The sequence below is a fragment of the Shewanella sp. 6_MG-2023 genome (assembly GCF_030547195.1).
Classification (GTDB): Bacteria; Pseudomonadota; Gammaproteobacteria; order Enterobacterales; family Shewanellaceae; genus Shewanella.
This window is the reverse complement of record NZ_JAUOQU010000006.1, coordinates 40,365-55,438: the sequence shown is the minus strand read 5'-3', so window position 1 is coordinate 55,438 and position 15,074 is coordinate 40,365. Positions and strand designations below refer to the sequence as shown.

Here is a 15,074-nt window from a genome sequence, read left to right as displayed (position 1 = left end):
ATGATTAATCAATTTAAGCAGTGGGTAGCAGATCTTAAAGCTCACCCGCTACCAACATTAGAAGCCACACAGGAAGGGCGTGCAGTCTGGATTGTAATGACCTCTGTTTGTGTATTTTTGCTGGGTTCAGCTATGGGTTATTTCCAATGGTTCCTTGAAGGTGACCCTTGTGAGAACTGTGTCTACATCCGTTTTAGCCAGTTCTGTATTTTAATCGCTGGCGTGATCATGATTGTCAATCCAAAGCATAACATCCTTAAAGTGCTTGGCTTAGCGCTAGCATGGTACGGCATCATTTACGGTATGGATAAGGCCATTATTTTATCCGGTCAACATGTCGCATCACACGCTGCAGACACAGGGCTAGATCTATTTCAATCCGGTCAAGGCGCAAATGCTTGTTCACTAGAGCCTAGATTCCCACTAAATCTTCCATTACATGAATGGTTCCCATATGAATTTGCCCCTAGCGGTATTTGTGGTGAAGACGATTGGTCACTGTTTGGTTTGAATATGGCTCAATACTGCATCATGAGCTATTGCGTATTTATCATCTGCGCACTGCCATTAACCATTGCATTTTTAACTAAAACTTTTAAGGCAAGAAAATAATAGCCTCGGTACAAGATGCTGCTGTAGCAATGACTTTAGGCTGCCAGTAATTCGAAAATACTGGCAGCTCATCGACTTAATAGATTGATAACCGTTAACTGTCAGCTTGCTGGGTAACCCATAGAAAATAGCAGCATTGATATTTAAGCAACATATAAAAACAATCAGTCAGGATGAAAATGATGAATAAAACAGCGTTAATGATCGGTTTGATGGGGGCGCTTACGATACCTGCGGCCAGTGCCGGGATGCTTGCCGTCGAAGTTGGCATCATGGATTGGAGCGATAGAACCGAAGCTTATTTCGGTGAAGGGAAAAGTGAGAACGAATACATTGCCATCAAGGGTGCCACAGGCAACGCCTTCGGTGACGTTTTTGCCATCGTCAAATTAGAAGATTTTACCGACTCCGATTTAATGGGTTCTGAAATAAACATCGTCGGCCAAATCAACATGGGAGACAGTGACTTTAACTGGTATGGGCAGGTCTTTAATAAGCAAAAGCCCGTCTGGTCAGAAACCAACACCTTACTTGGCTTTAGCCATGACAAAACCTGGGATAACGGCTGGTACACCCAGGTTGCGCTAGCAGGCCACGTTGTCACCTCTGACTACGCCCACTTTAAAAAGGCTAATGGCGAAAGTTTTGATGCTAATGGGTTCAATGGCGGTTACGCATATATAGGTGTCAGCAAAGATTTCAGCGCCTATAACCAAGATTTCAGCTTCAATTGGTGGCAAGAGCATTACTTTGGCCGCGGCGATGATTACCTCATCGTATCTGGCGATATTGAAGACCATGGCTTTAATGGTAGTGCCAACCTCAGATGGCATATCAGTGGCGGCGTTTCGGCAGCAATATCTTACCGATATGCACAGAACAACCTAGGTAAAGAGGGCTGGCAAAATGCCATGTTCTATTCAATGCAATACAACTTCTAAATTAATTTAATACACCAATAATATTATGGAATTCAAGATGAAAAAAACAATATTAAGTTTGACTCTGGCGATTGCGTTTGCAAGTTCTGGTGCAATGGTATCTCACAACGTATACGCAGGCGGAGATTTACCCGGTACTGCTTCGACTGCTGTAGCCCAAGGTCAGTTAGGATTTGTATATGTTGATCCTTACAAGTTTAGCCCTCTGGTAGCAGTGATTGACCTAGGTGGGAAAACTATCTCTGATGTTAATGTAACCGTTATAGGTAAAGGCCGTGATGGCGTTGATATTGATTACCCCGTCAGTAGTAGCCAAGTATTGACGCATAACGGTATTCCTGTTTTTGGTATGTACCCAGATTTCCTTAATACTGTAAAAGTGTCTTACAAGCTTGAAGGTAAAAAGGTAACTGAAGAGTACAAAATTCGCACTTCGGCACTTCCTCAAATCCATATTGATGGACAAGATCGCACGCAATATGAATATGAGCCATTAACAGTAGCAAAAGGATTCGAAGAGCGCCTATACCTCGTTGATGGTCAGGTTATTTTCCCTAATATGCGTGACCATTGGGATTGGCATCCGACACAAAATATCATTGATACACAAGGTGATGTTCGCTGGCATATGCGTGCTGATGTCATCTACGACCGTCCAGGCGGATCAATGTCTTTCAAACAAACTAGCGATGGTAAATTGATTTTTGGTCAAGGCTTGATGTTCCAGCCGAATCAAGGCTTTGATACGCCATACTATGCAAAATATGACTTTTTAGGTAAACCAATTTTCAAGCATGATCTACCTCGAGGCTACAATGGTTTTTCCCATGAAATAACTGAAATGCCAAATGGACATTACTTGTTGCGCGTTGGTAAACGTGACTTTATATCTGCCGATGGTATGAAAGTTGATACCGTTCGTGACGTTGTTATTGAAGTTGATCAAAACGGTGATGTTGTTCATGAGTGGAATTTCAATAACATTCTCGACAATATGCGTGATGATGTATTGTTATCACTGGATATGGGCGCTGTTTGTTTAAATGTAGATGTGGATAAAGCTGGGGCACAAATGGATGCTGAGCAGCTAAGAAATGAACCTTACGGCGACGTTGCCGGAGTCGGTGCGGGTCGTAACTGGTTGCACATTAACTCAATTGGTTATGATGCTGAAGATGATTCAATTATTATCTCAGCTCGTCACCAATCAGCAGTGATCAAAGTCGGTCGCGATAATGAAGTCAAATGGATTCTAGGTACTCCTGCTGGCTGGAAAGGCGAACTTGCCAAGAAAGTGCTGACCCCAGTAAACAAAAAAGGCAAAAAATTAGACTGTAACGACAAAGGTTGTCAAGGTGACTTTGACTGGACCTGGACTCAGCATACCGCTTGGGCAGTACCAGAAAGAGGCACGGTAACCGTATTTGATAATGGCGATGGCCGAGGTCTTGAGCAACCAGCACTGCCTAGCATGAAATACAGCCGCGGCGTTGAATATAAAGTTAATGATAAAAAAATGACCGTGAAGCAAACATGGGAATACGGCAAAGAGCGTGGCTTTGAGTGGTATTCTCCAATCACATCAATTACCGAATGGCAGCAAGATCTTAAAACGATGTTCATGGCTTCTGCATCAGCAGGACTATTGGACCCTAAACAGGCTCCAGAGCATTGGATCACTGAAGTTGACCCAGAAACAAATGAAATTAAAGTCGAAATTAAAGTGAAGACATTAACGAAACATGAGCCTGGCTATCGTTCTACCGTTGTTCGTGCAAACGAAATGTTTAAGTAACATAGTTAGTCTTACTCATATTAAGATTAAACGTTATTTGTAAAAAGTGACAAATCTTCAATAAGTTAATCTAATAAAAGCGAGTGCTATTAAATGGCACTCGCTTTTTGTTTGTGCGCTTTCCAAACCTCGTTTGGATTAAAGTCGTGGCGCTTCGCCCACACCAGACCAAGATGGGTGAAACAGCTCACCCCTCTTGGATCGCCCCAGCAGCCCCTGCGACATTTGCTGAAAAGCGAAAGATTTCCAACGGGGATTGAGTATTCAACTTTCTTTTTAATTTACGGACTAAATGAAATCGAAAGGTTACAGCTGCGAGCTTTGACTGCCGAGAATGGTGTGAATGGTGTGAATGGTGTGAATGGTGTGAATGGTGTGAATGGTGTGAATGGCATTGTCACGAACAACAAAAACATCCAGACCTTTGCTGTCACAAAACTCACTTTCCCTTGGGATGCCTCAGCTTTATTACTCAAAGAAATCCCTATCCCTATCCCTAGACTGCCTTCCTTCTTACCAATGAAGTATGAATCTTGACTCATTGGTACGACACTTCATTCATTTACAATGATGACGGCATTCAAATTCGTGGCTAATCTCTGCCCTAAACGGCCAATATGTAAAAGTATGCAATGTTACTAAACTTGGCTATTCATTCGTTATATAGTGAATGCTTATTATTGAGCGAGGATCCCATGAGTCGAATTTTATTAGTCGATGATGACGCAGGTTTATCAGAGTTATTAGCCCAGCTTTTAGAGCTAGAAGGCTTTGAATTAACTCAAGCATTTGATGGTCAGCAAGGGCTAGACTTTGCGCAGAATCAAGATTTTGATTTAATCTTATTAGACGTTATGCTGCCAAAACTCAATGGTTTTGAAGTGCTGCGCGCCCTGCGCACCCAAAAGCAAACTCCAGTGCTGATGCTTACCGCCAGAGGCGATGAAATTGACCGAGTAGTAGGGTTAGAAATTGGCGCTGATGACTACCTGCCAAAACCGTTTAACGATCGTGAATTAGTGGCCCGTATACGCGCTATTTTACGCCGTTCTAGCCTCACTCAAGCAGATGCAGGCGCCCAAGATACCATTAGCTTTGGTGATTTAAGCTTAGATCAAGCCAGACAAGAGCTGTACTGTAATGATCAGCTTATTATTCTTACCGGCACTGAATTCTCATTGCTTCATAGCTTGATCACTCAAGCAGGCGATTTGGTCACTAAAGAGCAGCTCAGTGAAACCGTTTTGGGTAAAAAACTGATGCCATTTGACCGCAGTTTAGACATGCATTTATCCAATCTGCGCAAAAAATTACCTGAACGTCACGATGGTCGCCCTCGAGTAAAAACCATCCGTGGTAAAGGCTATATCTGGATCCCATAATGAGTAAGCTATCTTCGTTAAATCGTTTATTTGTCAAATTACTGCTGGGCTTTTGGCTTGGCAGCTCTTTAATTATTGGCTTTGTGGCTGTACTGCCTTTATTGCAGCAAAACCACGACAAACAGCCAATGACAGCCAAGCAGCAACAGCTACTTAAACGCACAGCTAAACCATTTATTGAAGATCCTAAATTACTCGAAGATCACAAAGCTTTAAAACGCTTGCATCGCCATCGCAGTCCAAATGGCAAAATGATTAAGTTCTATATCACCAATGACCAAGACCTTGTGATTAATAGCAGGCAAGTCCCTAGAACCTTTAGAGAGTTCTTGCTGATTAGTGAAGAGTTTAACGCGCCAATGAGCCATCAGTTCCGTGATGAATTGATTTTTGGACCTTACACTTTTACTGCAGGGGAACAAGAATATCGCATCTACAGTCGCGTACCAGATAACCACCCTAGACCTTGGTTCTTTTTCTTTAATGACCATAAATTATTAACCACTATTATCGCCATGATCTTATCTGGCATATTATGTGGCTTTTTAGCATGGTATTTAGGCAAACCACTTCGCTCACTCAAGCATAGCTCTAACGCTCTTGCTAGCGGCGATTTAAGCGCTCGAGTCGATGACAGTATTGCCGCCAGAGGCGATGAAATGGGCGAGTTAGCACAAGCATTCAATACCATGGCGCAATCCATTGAAACCATGATGCATAACCAGCAGCGCCTAATGGGTGATATCTCCCATGAACTGCGTACCCCCTTAACGCGCTTACAACTCTCTTTAGCGCTGGCTCGCAAAAAACAACAAAGCAGCGTCGAGATTGAGCGCATTGGCTATGAAGCTGAGCAGCTAGAAGCTTTGATTGCAGAATTGCTGACCTTATCGCGAGTGACCATCAGTAATACTGAAAATAAAGTCCACTTAGAACTTGCCGAGTCTCTCAGTCAAATTCTTGATGATGCTGAATTTGAAGCCGAGCAACAACAGAAAAGATTACTCATTGATATACCAGAAAACATTAGCCTAGATCACTACCCCAAAGCGCTTTCTCGGGCGATTGAAAATGTACTGCGTAATGGCATTCGCTATGCCAATAGTGACATTTCAATCACTGCAATAAAGCAACACCAACAGGTCGTCATTACCATTAAAGACGATGGTCCTGGTATTGAAGACGTTGAGTTAGAGAAAATATTTAAGCCTTTTTATCGCCCTGATAGTTCAAGAGACAGAGAATCAGGTGGTTGGGGCTTAGGTCTGGCGATTACCCAAGCCGCCATCAAGCTCAATAAAGGCGAGATACATGCCAGCAATATTGCCCCCCATGGGCTCAAGGTGGTGATTAGCCTGCCTGAGCGGATCTGCCGTTCGAATTGAACATTGTGAATTGATTACCACCAGCAGCTGGTTTTGCGTATAATTCCCAGCTCAATCAATGAAGGTAGCTATCCATGTTCCATATTGCGCTTTATGAACCAGAAATTGCCCCTAATACCGGTAACATTATCCGTCTTTGTGCCAATAATGGCGCTAAGCTACATTTAATAGAGCCATTAGGTTTTGATTTAGAAGAGAAAAAACTTCGACGCGCCGGCTTAGATTACTCAGACTTAACCAATATCACCCGTCATAAAGATTTTGCAGCCTTCCTTGACGTCATGGCAGGTAAACGTATTATGGCCTGCACCACCAAAGGTAGTCGTCCTCATACTGAGCTGTCGTTCGCTGCTGATGATGTATTGTTATTTGGGCCCGAAACCCGTGGCTTACCTATGGATGTCATTGAGTCGATTCCCACTGAGCAGCGCTTACGTATTCCGATGACGGCTAACAGTCGCAGCTTAAACCTGTCTAACTCAGTGGCGATTATTAGCTATGAAGCTTGGCGTCAATTGGACTTTGCTGGCGCCAGCTAGGTTTTAGGTTTTAACCACGGTAAGTTTCAAACATCAATCTGGCTTAAGTGGTTCAGACTAAGTGGTTCATCCCAATCACATAATGCAGCCAACAAAAAGCCTCGCAATAATGCGAGGCTTGTTTATTTAACCTGTTCCGCGCTGAGATAGCTTATTGGCCAAAGCCCACATCGGTAATATTAACCTTAGTAACCTCACCATACTCTTTGGCAATATCGGCAATCTGAGCCGCGTTACCAACAAGCACATACTGCAAATTGTCTTTTGGAAAGTAACGGTTAATGAGACGCTGGGTTTCGGCTAATGTCAGCCCATCGACCTTGGCTTGAAACTCATTAATAAATGCATCATCAAAGTTATAGATATACATATCAGCCAGTAACTCGCCCAGTTGGCCACCGGTTTCAAACTTAGGAGGGTACTGACCTTTGACATAAGCTTTGGCTGAATCTAGGGTTTGTTGATCAATGCCTTGCTCCCATAAACGGCCATAGGTTTTTAAAGCTAAATCCATGGCTTCTTTGGTGGTGCTGGTTTTAGTAAAGGTGCTGATAGAGAACACCCCTGCAGCAGAATAGGCACTAAAGCCAGAACGCGCCCCATAAGTGAGCCCGGCGTTAACCCGTAACTCATCATTAAGCCATGAGGTAAAACGGCCCCCTAAAATGGTATTTACTACCGTTAGCCCCACATAATCAGGGTTATCGCGCTTAATCCCCAAACCGCCAATAACAAAAGTGGTTTCAATGGCATCGGGTTTATCAACTAATAACACCTTACTGGCAGTTAATGGCGCTAGCCCTTGTGTTAAATCAGGCTGCACCGCAGTGTCAGTGTTTTTCCAGCCGCCAAATGCCGTTGACAGCTTGGCTTTCATGGTTGCGATATCAAAGTCACCCACCACATTAATGGCGGTATTTTTTGGCTGAAAATAACTTTGATGAAAGGCCCGTAACTGAGTGACATTAATATCAGCTAATGACTTACTGTTGCCTGATATCGGATTGGCGTAAGGATGCTCACCAAATACCAACTTATTGTAGTAACGACCGATTACCGCCCGTGGGCTTTCTTTCGCTTGTGACAAGCCAACAATTTCGCGCTGTCTGAGTTTTTCAAATTCACTATGGTCAAAGTCAGGGCTTATGAGCACTGGCTGGATAATATCGAGCATGGTATCAAGATCTTTACTCATAAAATCCGCTTCCAGCATCATGCTTTCACGCCCTGACGCTGTAGATAAGCTTGCACCGAGAAAGTCCACCATCTGCTCAATTTCAGCTTTGCTTTTACCGCCGGCGCCCAGTAATAAACTTTTCATTGTCATATACGACACCCCAGATGTGGTGTCGTTTACCGCCCCTGCGCGCACAACGGCATTAAAGTTAATTATCGGTACTTCTTGTTGCACCATCAAATTAACCAATAAGCCATTTTTAAGGGTAATGGATTGATATTGCGGCATACTGAAACTGCCAGTATCGAGGGGCTTGCTTGACTCAGTCGTGGCTTTGCAGCCCGCCAACCCCACACCACAAGCAAGCGCTATGGCTGATACCGTTAAGGCGCTGGTCTTTTTAAGCTTTATCAATGACATCATTAGTCAGCTCCCTCTGTGGCGGCTAACACACCCACGGTGCGATTGGCCTTACGTAAATAGGTTTGCGCAACACGCTGAATATCAGCAACGGTTACCTTATTGTAGGCTGCAGGCGCACTAAATAGTTTGTCATAACTGCCAAAATACAGCTCATAACGACCTAAAGTATTAGCGCGGCCATTGATGGTTTGCATGGTGCGATAAAAATCCATTAGCTTGATGTTTTTCACTTTTTCAAGCTCTTGCTCGCTAACGCCTTCAAGGGCAATACGGTTTATCTCGGCAATCATTGAGGCTTCTAATTGCAATGCATCAATCCCTGCATTGGCGACCCCAAGAAAGTAAAACAGATTAGGGTCAAATGACATCGGCAAATATGACATCACATCGGAGGCCAGTTGCTTATCCACCAAGCCTTGATAAAGCCGTGAGCTATTACCTTCACTGAAAATAGTGCTGAGTATATCTAGCGCATAATAATCGGCATGTTTCGTGGATGGCACATGATACGCCAGCAGCACATTAGGGGTAGTGACAGAGGCTTTTTCAACAAAGACTCGGCGCTCACCTTTTTGCAGCGGCTCTACAGTGCGAACGGCTAATGGCGCGGGCTGGGCGGCAATGACGCCAAAATATTGCTTCGCTAGACGCTTCACCTCCGCGGTTTTAACATCACCTGCGATCACCACCACAGCATTGTTGGGCGCATAGTAAGTCTTATGGTATTGCTGTAAATCCGCTAGCGACCAGGCGGCAATATCTGACTCATGGCCAATCACAGGCCAGCTATAAGGGTGAGCTCTAAACGCTGCACCTTTTACTTCTTGTTGCAAGGTGCGCCAGTTGGAGTTTTCAAGCCCTGTGGTGCGCTCTGATTGCACCACACCACGCTCGCTTTCTACCATCTGCGAATTAATATCTAAGTTAGCGATGCGATCAGCTTCGAGATCAAAAATGGTTTCTAACGCATTGGCAGGAAACCAATTGGTGTATACCGTGGTGTCTTCAGTGGTATAAGCATTATTAGCGCCACCCGCGGCTTCCATGGTGCGGTCAAACATTTTAGGGCCATACTTTTTTGAGCCGTTAAACATCATGTGCTCGAAAAAATGCGAGATCCCAGTAATGCCCGGTGCCTCATTACGAGAACCCACTTTCCAAAACAAATACATGTTGGCATTGGGTATGCTGCTATCTTCTAGCACCATAATTTTCATGCCATTATCCAGAGTAAAGCTATTGATATCCTCGACTGTGGTGGCCATCGCCGCGGTACTCACCCAGCAACTGAGTAATACCCATAACGCGCTGATGTTGCGTTTCATAATGGTTTCCTTGTAAGTCATTGCAATGAACAACAGGCCTGCTACAACCCGTTGTTAGTATTTTTATCGCTTAATTCACCGCGCCTAGCGCAGTTAATGCCAGCTGAGTCATGGTTTCAACGCCCACTTTTAAGGCTTTTTCATCAACAAAAAATGCTGGCGAATGATTACTGGCGACAGTGGCAGGATCTGTGCCTGCTGGCGTCACCCCTAAAAAGTAAAACAGCCCCGGCGTTTCAAGCGCATAGTAGGAGAAGTCCTCAGCGCCGGTGATAAGCCCTGGCTCAATGAGATTATCATCGCCCACAACCTCACGAATAACCGGACGCATTTTTGCGACTAATTCAGGGTTATTAACCGTAACTGGATAACCTGCATCAATCTCTGTGGTGGCTGTGGCGCCGAGGGTTTGAGCAGAAAGCGTCGCGATTTCAGCTAGTTTTACTTTAATGTCGGCGCGCATATCTTGATCAAAGGTTCGGATAGTACCAATCAACTCAACTTCATCAGGAATGATGTTCGAGCGTATACCGCCATTAATGGCGCCAAAACTCACCACTGCCGGCGCTTTAGTCACATCAACGCGGCGACTAATAATGGTTTGTACGCTATTAATTATTTGCGCTGAAGCCACAATCGGGTCCACCCCGCCCCAAGGACGAGAACCATGGGTTTGGCGACCCTTTACCGTAATCGTAAATGAATCTTCTGAAGCCATCGCAGGGCCTGCTCGCAAACCAATCATCCCTGTGGGCATACTTGAGGTTACGTGCATACCAAACACTTGATCAGGTTTGCGGCTAGCAAATAAGCCTTCTTTAAGCATTAACTCTGCGCCGCCTTCTTCACCCGCTGGCGCGCCTTCTTCTGCGGGCTGAAAGATAAACATCACATCGCCAGCGAGGCTGTCTTTAGACTTGACCAGATTCTCTGCCACGCCCATTAACATCGCCACATGAGTGTCATGACCACAGGCATGCATCACGCCGACTTTTTGGCCACGATAAGTATCAGTGGCTTTGGAGGCAAAAGGTAAATCAACCTCTTCTGTGACTGGCAACGCATCCATATCTGCGCGAATGCCGATTAGCGGCCCAGACTTTGCGCCTTTTAATATCGCCACTACACCAGTGTGCGCAATGCCGCTTTGTACTTCTAAGCCTAAAGACTCAAGGTGTTTGGCAATCACTTTACTGGTTCTAAACTCGCGGTTAGACAGTTCAGGGTGCTGATGTAAGTCACGGCGCCACTCCAACACCTTAGCTTCAACATCGCTTGCAAGTTGTGCTGCGTTAGGGGTTTGAGCCATTATCGAACCAGAAAAAGTGCCAGAGGCAACCGCAAGGCAAGCAGCAAGTATCGTTAAGCGCATAAATCATCCATGTTTTTATCATTTTTGTAGTATTTCAATCTACCGCGTATCCCTTGAATTGTTAAATATTTTGTTATCCAAAGCACATTTGAAATTGTGTCGATTTATGTAGAGTGGCTCAATAAACACTATGGTTGATGACATTGTGTTGATAATCTATGGCCACTATTAAATTGAAATCGAGAGTCCAAGCCCATGAAAATCACCTTTGAGCAATTAACCGCAACCGGTGCTAGTAACTCATTGGAGATTGAACAGTGGTTAATTGAAGATCGCCAATCCTGGGGAGTATTCAGTGCCCACAGTGATATTGGCGCCATGCTCGGTGACTTATTAGCAGATGTGCCTGTGGGCGTTGGCTCTGACACATCAAATACATCAAGCATTGAGGTCACCGCAGGTTCGATACATAAAACCTCAGGCCGAGTTGCTCAGGTCTCACTCGCTGAGCAACAAAGGTTATTAGCACTTGAACTCGCCAATGATGACAGTGACTTTTTAGATTATGCCGATAAAGGCACTACGGTCGCGGGATTAATTTTTGCCCATTGCCATAAGCAAACATTAACCGACAAACTGCTTGAGGAGCTTGATTTAGTTCAGCTGCAACAGCGCGGGTTTCGTGAACTTTCAACGGGCGAAACCCGTCGCGTGATGCTAGCCATTGTCCTTGCTAGCGAGCCGGATTTTTTAGTGTTAGATAATCCCTATTCAGGGCTCGACATTAGCCATCGTAAAAGCTTAACGGCTTATCTAAGTCAGCTTGATATTCAAATGATGGTGATATTTTCTCGCGAGGAAGATATGCCCACATGGATAGATCAGATTGCTATATTCAGCCACAGCAAACTTGATAGCATCATGGATAAAGCCAGCTGGGAGCAACACCCTGTTATAAGCCAAATTACCGCCCAATCTAAAGTCCAAAGCGAGCAGATGCTGGCTATCATGCAGCGCCACCGCCATCAAAGCCCATTTGATAACCCCATCTTTGAACTTAAAAATGGCAAGGTGGCTTACAGTGATAAAACCATTTTTACTGAGGTTAATTGGCGCATTGATAAAGGCCAACACTGGCAGGTAAAAGGGCCCAATGGCTGTGGTAAAAGTACCTTGTTAGGGCTTATTTTTGGCGACCACCCACAATGCTACAGCAATGATATTCATATCTTTGGTAAGCAACGTGGCACTGGAGAAAGTATTTGGGAAATAAAGCAGCATATCGGCATGGTGTCATCGGCATTACACTTGCAGTATCGCGTCGGTTGCAGCGCTAAAGATGTGATTTTATCCGGCTTTTATGACTCTATCGGCCTGTACCAAAAAGCCACCCAAGCCCAGCAAGATATCGCCCAAGATTGGCTCAGCATTTTGCATATGTCCCACTATGCCAAAGTCTCGTTTAAGCAACTGGATTACAGCCAACAGCGACTATTGTTAATTGCCAGAGCATTAGTGAAACAGCCGACATTATTGATTTTAGATGAACCCTATCAAGGGTTAGATTATCTGGGTATTCGCTTAGTCAAAAATACCCTAGAACTGATCGCCAGAGAAAACCTCAGTCAGCTGCTATATGTGTCCCATTACCATGAGGACAGTTTAGACAGTATTAATAACTATCTGGAATTTGTTGCCGATGCAAAAACCGGTGGCTATAAAGCGCTAATCAGCTAGTTAATAGTGCTGCATTGCCAAAGCGCTTACTTTTCTTCGATTTTACGCTCTTTAGCTGCAGCTTCTTTAGCCTCACGCAAATATTTATCCGCCCGAGATTCTCGCTGTTGAAACTGCGCTTGAGATTTCTCTAACTGCTGTTGTTGCCACTCACCAGGCTCTTGGCGTTCAATAATTTCTTGCTCACGACTGCTGGTGTCGCTGGCTGCTTGGCGGGCTTTTTCAAGCTGACTTTGCTCCGTCTTTTTCGAGTCGATTCGACCTTGCTCAGCTTGTTGCGACAAGGTCAGTCGCGGCTTATCAGATGCCTGAGCAGCCACGGCAATAACGCCTAGCAAACTTGAAAGCAGTAATAGCTTGCTCATTAGCCTTAATAGACTGTTTGAATATAAGTTTAGCGACATACAATTAACCTTCCTGGTTGTTTTTAGACTCAATATAACGGGCTCGCACCTCAGCAGGCATGGCATTGAGCTTATGTTGCACCATGGCATCAAAGGCGCTAAATAGCGGGCTGATATCAAGTTCGCTATCGATTGCTTGCAATGTATAAGCGGTGGCTTCCAGTGTTGATAAACTGTCGCTACGTTTGGCCTTGCGAATAAGATATTGTGAAACCCCTTCAAATTCAATATGCAATGCCGGAAGCTCCAATAACCACGGATTAAGCTGCAACATTTTGAATGCTTTACGCCAGGTGCCATCAATTAATAAAATGCAGCAATCTGCTGGTACTGACGAGTCCGCTGCATTTTGACTATTTTCACAGGGATACACCAGATACACAGGTTTATTGGCCCTTGCCAGCTGTTGTCGCAATGGCGCAAAGTCATCAGCGCTCTCACCCACCACCACTTGAGTTTGCGGCAGGGTTAAACTCAGCAATTTAACAGTATTTTTTGCATGCTCAACTTCAGAGGGGTGCTGCAGCACAATCACCTCAGTTTTAGCCTCCATCTTAGTCACGCTATCACAGATACAAGCCGACTGTGGGTAGCCACAACTTTTACAGATAATTCTAATAACCCACTCCTTGAACATATCAATACAATTAAAGGCCATTTTATACCAATTACAATAAATAAGAATGCTGTGTAATTAAGAGCCTGTAACTGAATTTTATAATCTAAATAAATTAAAACGCCGCAAACTAATTTGCGGCGTTGACTGATTTATTGACTTAGCACCCTTTAAATCATAACACCATGATTTAAACAAGACTTACCTATAATTTAAGGATGAACTTGCTCAACATGTAAATGATTCAAGCGTTTTGATGACATAATAATGAGTAGCACCAGTGACAAGCCGCCCATTAATATCGCTACCGCATAAGGTGCGGTGATATCGGTCATTTGAATTAACGCCGCCAATACTGATGCGCCGCTCATTTGAATACAACCTAACATAGCTGCTGCCGTACCGGCGCGCTCACCAAAGGCTGATAATGCCATTGAAGTTGCTGGGCCGAGTAATATCGCAAAACCAATACATAGCAGCATCATAGGTAGCATAAAGCTAAAGCCTGCAGCTAAACCGGTTTCAGGTCCTACAAGTTGCATCACCACCTCAAGGACTGCCGCGATGAGCATCAAGGTTAATGCCACCACCACACCTGGGCGATTACCAATGCGCTTAACTAACACTGGCGCAGCAAAACAAGCCGCAATATTGACTGCCGCATTGAGGCCAAATAAGCCACTAAATGCCAACTCACTGACCCCTAGATGGCCAATTAACCACATAGGCGAATATGATACGTAGGTGATGATAGATGCCATTGCTGCCATACAGGTTGCAGCATAAAACATGAAGTGTGGGTCGCTTAATACTGGCTTGTAACGTCCCCAGCGATAAAGCTTACCGCTAGTGTCTGTGCTTGCTGGGCGAGTTTCAGGGAATTTAAAAATAACGATAGCCAATACGATGATGGCGTACAGCGCCATAAAGATAAAGGTTGAACGCCAGCCAAACTGCAGGGCTAATAAGCCGCCCAATGTTGGTGCCAGTGCCGGAATAACGCAAATAGCGCCATTTAAATAACTGTACATTTTGACGCTTTCTTGACTGGTATAACAGTCTCGAACCGCACTGAATACCACAATCGAAGTAGAACAAGCTGCCAAGCCTTGCAGAACACGTGCAAGTTGCAATACTTCAAACTCCACCGCCATCGCGCCAACTAGGCTGCTCACGCCATATAACACAATACCGAATAAGGCGATTGGCTTACGGCCAAAGCGATCGGCTAATGGGCCAATTAGGATTTGTCCCAGCCCCATGGCAAACAAAAACAACACTAATGTTGACTGAATTTGGCTACCACTTACCCCATACTCTAGCGCCATGGTTGGCATGGATGGTAAATATATATCGATGGCTAATGGGCTCAGTAGCACCATAAACATCAGTATTGGTAGCAGGTTACGTCTCATTGAATTGGTCT

At 44.5% G+C, this 15,074-nt stretch carries 14 protein-coding genes; 8 read left to right on the top strand and 6 right to left on the bottom strand.

Going from position 1 to position 15,074, the window contains the following annotated elements; all coding sequences use genetic code 11:
* The 7 genes from Q4533_RS05290 to trmL all read left to right on the top strand — a co-directional run bounded on the left by Q4533_RS05290 (position 1) and on the right by trmL (position 6,654).
* On the top strand, positions 1 to 612 hold the full coding sequence (locus Q4533_RS05290; protein ID WP_303502202.1) for a disulfide bond formation protein B: 612 nt from the start codon (positions 1 to 3) through the stop codon (positions 610 to 612).
* Between the two features lie 179 nt (positions 613 to 791).
* Positions 792 to 1,553 (top strand): hypothetical protein, encoded by a 762-nt coding sequence (locus tag Q4533_RS05285; protein WP_303502200.1) that lies wholly within the window; start codon positions 792 to 794, stop codon positions 1,551 to 1,553.
* A gap of 37 nt (positions 1,554 to 1,590) precedes the next feature.
* A complete protein-coding gene (locus Q4533_RS05280) occupies positions 1,591 to 3,348 on the top strand; it encodes an aryl-sulfate sulfotransferase (protein WP_303502197.1) in 1,758 nt (585 codons plus the stop codon).
* A gap of 93 nt (positions 3,349 to 3,441) precedes the next feature.
* Positions 3,442 to 3,885 (top strand): hypothetical protein, encoded by a 444-nt coding sequence (locus Q4533_RS05275; RefSeq protein WP_303502193.1) that lies wholly within the window; start codon positions 3,442 to 3,444, stop codon positions 3,883 to 3,885.
* A 158-nt stretch (positions 3,886 to 4,043) separates the two neighbouring features.
* Entirely contained in the window at positions 4,044 to 4,730 is a 687-nt protein-coding gene (locus Q4533_RS05270; RefSeq protein ID WP_102440184.1) for a response regulator, read from the top strand.
* On the top strand, positions 4,730 to 6,115 hold the full coding sequence (locus tag Q4533_RS05265; protein ID WP_303502191.1) for an ATP-binding protein: 1,386 nt from the start codon (positions 4,730 to 4,732) through the stop codon (positions 6,113 to 6,115). The genes Q4533_RS05270 and Q4533_RS05265 overlap by 1 nt, the downstream gene beginning before the upstream one ends.
* A gap of 74 nt (positions 6,116 to 6,189) precedes the next feature.
* Positions 6,190 to 6,654, top strand: a complete 465-nt coding sequence (gene trmL / locus Q4533_RS05260) for a tRNA (uridine(34)/cytosine(34)/5-carboxymethylaminomethyluridine(34)-2'-O)-methyltransferase TrmL (RefSeq protein ID WP_102476589.1) — start codon at positions 6,190 to 6,192, stop codon at positions 6,652 to 6,654.
* A gap of 151 nt (positions 6,655 to 6,805) precedes the next feature.
* Here trmL and Q4533_RS05255 read toward each other — a convergent pair whose 3' ends face one another.
* The 3 genes from Q4533_RS05255 to Q4533_RS05245 form a co-directional block, all read right to left on the bottom strand.
* Entirely contained in the window at positions 6,806 to 8,254 is a 1,449-nt protein-coding gene (locus Q4533_RS05255; protein WP_303502188.1) for a pitrilysin family protein, read from the bottom strand.
* Complete coding sequence (locus tag Q4533_RS05250; protein ID WP_102476591.1) at positions 8,254 to 9,579, bottom strand: pitrilysin family protein; 1,326 nt, start codon at positions 9,577 to 9,579, stop codon at positions 8,254 to 8,256. The genes Q4533_RS05255 and Q4533_RS05250 overlap by 1 nt, the downstream gene beginning before the upstream one ends.
* Before the next feature lie 70 nt (positions 9,580 to 9,649).
* Positions 9,650 to 10,888 carry an amidohydrolase gene (locus Q4533_RS05245; protein WP_303502266.1) on the bottom strand — a complete coding sequence of 413 codons (1,239 nt, stop codon included), beginning with the start codon at positions 10,886 to 10,888 and terminating at the stop codon, positions 9,650 to 9,652.
* Positions 10,889 to 11,146: 258 nt separating this feature from the next.
* On the opposite strand from Q4533_RS05245, the gene Q4533_RS05240 reads away from it, so the two are divergent.
* Positions 11,147 to 12,628 carry an ATP-binding cassette domain-containing protein gene (locus Q4533_RS05240; RefSeq protein ID WP_303502187.1) on the top strand — a complete coding sequence of 494 codons (1,482 nt, stop codon included), beginning with the start codon at positions 11,147 to 11,149 and terminating at the stop codon, positions 12,626 to 12,628.
* Between the two features lie 26 nt (positions 12,629 to 12,654).
* Here Q4533_RS05240 and Q4533_RS05235 read toward each other — a convergent pair whose 3' ends face one another.
* The 3 genes from Q4533_RS05235 to Q4533_RS05225 form a co-directional block, all read right to left on the bottom strand.
* Positions 12,655 to 13,032, bottom strand: a complete 378-nt coding sequence (locus Q4533_RS05235) for a hypothetical protein (protein ID WP_241901066.1) — start codon at positions 13,030 to 13,032, stop codon at positions 12,655 to 12,657.
* A 4-nt stretch (positions 13,033 to 13,036) separates the two neighbouring features.
* The gene (locus tag Q4533_RS05230; protein WP_303502184.1) at positions 13,037 to 13,690 is read right to left on the bottom strand and encodes a tRNA-uridine aminocarboxypropyltransferase; all 654 of its coding nucleotides are present in this window, start codon (positions 13,688 to 13,690) and stop codon (positions 13,037 to 13,039) included.
* Between the two features lie 170 nt (positions 13,691 to 13,860).
* Positions 13,861 to 15,063: a multidrug effflux MFS transporter gene (locus Q4533_RS05225; protein ID WP_102476595.1), complete on the bottom strand. Its 1,203-nt coding sequence runs from the start codon at positions 15,061 to 15,063 to the stop codon at positions 13,861 to 13,863.
* Between the last annotated feature and the right edge of the window lie 11 nt (positions 15,064 to 15,074).

Bases quoted from the DNA above. Each gene is read 5' to 3' on its own strand.
- Q4533_RS05290 (WP_303502202.1), top strand. From the start codon at position 1: ATGATTAATCAATTTAAGCAGTGGGTAGCAGATCTTAAAGCTCACCCG.
- Q4533_RS05285 (WP_303502200.1), top strand. From the start codon at position 792: ATGATGAATAAAACAGCGTTAATGATCGGTTTGATGGGGGCGCTTACG.
- Q4533_RS05280 (WP_303502197.1), top strand. From the start codon at position 1,591: ATGAAAAAAACAATATTAAGTTTGACTCTGGCGATTGCGTTTGCAAGT.
- Q4533_RS05275 (WP_303502193.1), top strand. From the start codon at position 3,442: ATGGCACTCGCTTTTTGTTTGTGCGCTTTCCAAACCTCGTTTGGATTA.
- Q4533_RS05270 (WP_102440184.1), top strand. From the start codon at position 4,044: ATGAGTCGAATTTTATTAGTCGATGATGACGCAGGTTTATCAGAGTTA.
- Q4533_RS05265 (WP_303502191.1), top strand. From the start codon at position 4,730: ATGAGTAAGCTATCTTCGTTAAATCGTTTATTTGTCAAATTACTGCTG.
- trmL (WP_102476589.1), top strand. From the start codon at position 6,190: ATGTTCCATATTGCGCTTTATGAACCAGAAATTGCCCCTAATACCGGT.
- Q4533_RS05255 (WP_303502188.1), bottom strand. From the start codon at position 8,254: ATGATGTCATTGATAAAGCTTAAAAAGACCAGCGCCTTAACGGTATCA.
- Q4533_RS05250 (WP_102476591.1), bottom strand. From the start codon at position 9,579: ATGAAACGCAACATCAGCGCGTTATGGGTATTACTCAGTTGCTGGGTG.
- Q4533_RS05245 (WP_303502266.1), bottom strand. From the start codon at position 10,888: ATGGCTCAAACCCCTAACGCAGCACAACTTGCAAGCGATGTTGAAGCT.
- Q4533_RS05240 (WP_303502187.1), top strand. From the start codon at position 11,147: ATGAAAATCACCTTTGAGCAATTAACCGCAACCGGTGCTAGTAACTCA.
- Q4533_RS05235 (WP_241901066.1), bottom strand. From the start codon at position 13,032: ATGTCGCTAAACTTATATTCAAACAGTCTATTAAGGCTAATGAGCAAG.
- Q4533_RS05230 (WP_303502184.1), bottom strand. From the start codon at position 13,690: ATGGCCTTTAATTGTATTGATATGTTCAAGGAGTGGGTTATTAGAATT.
- Q4533_RS05225 (WP_102476595.1), bottom strand. From the start codon at position 15,063: ATGAGACGTAACCTGCTACCAATACTGATGTTTATGGTGCTACTGAGC.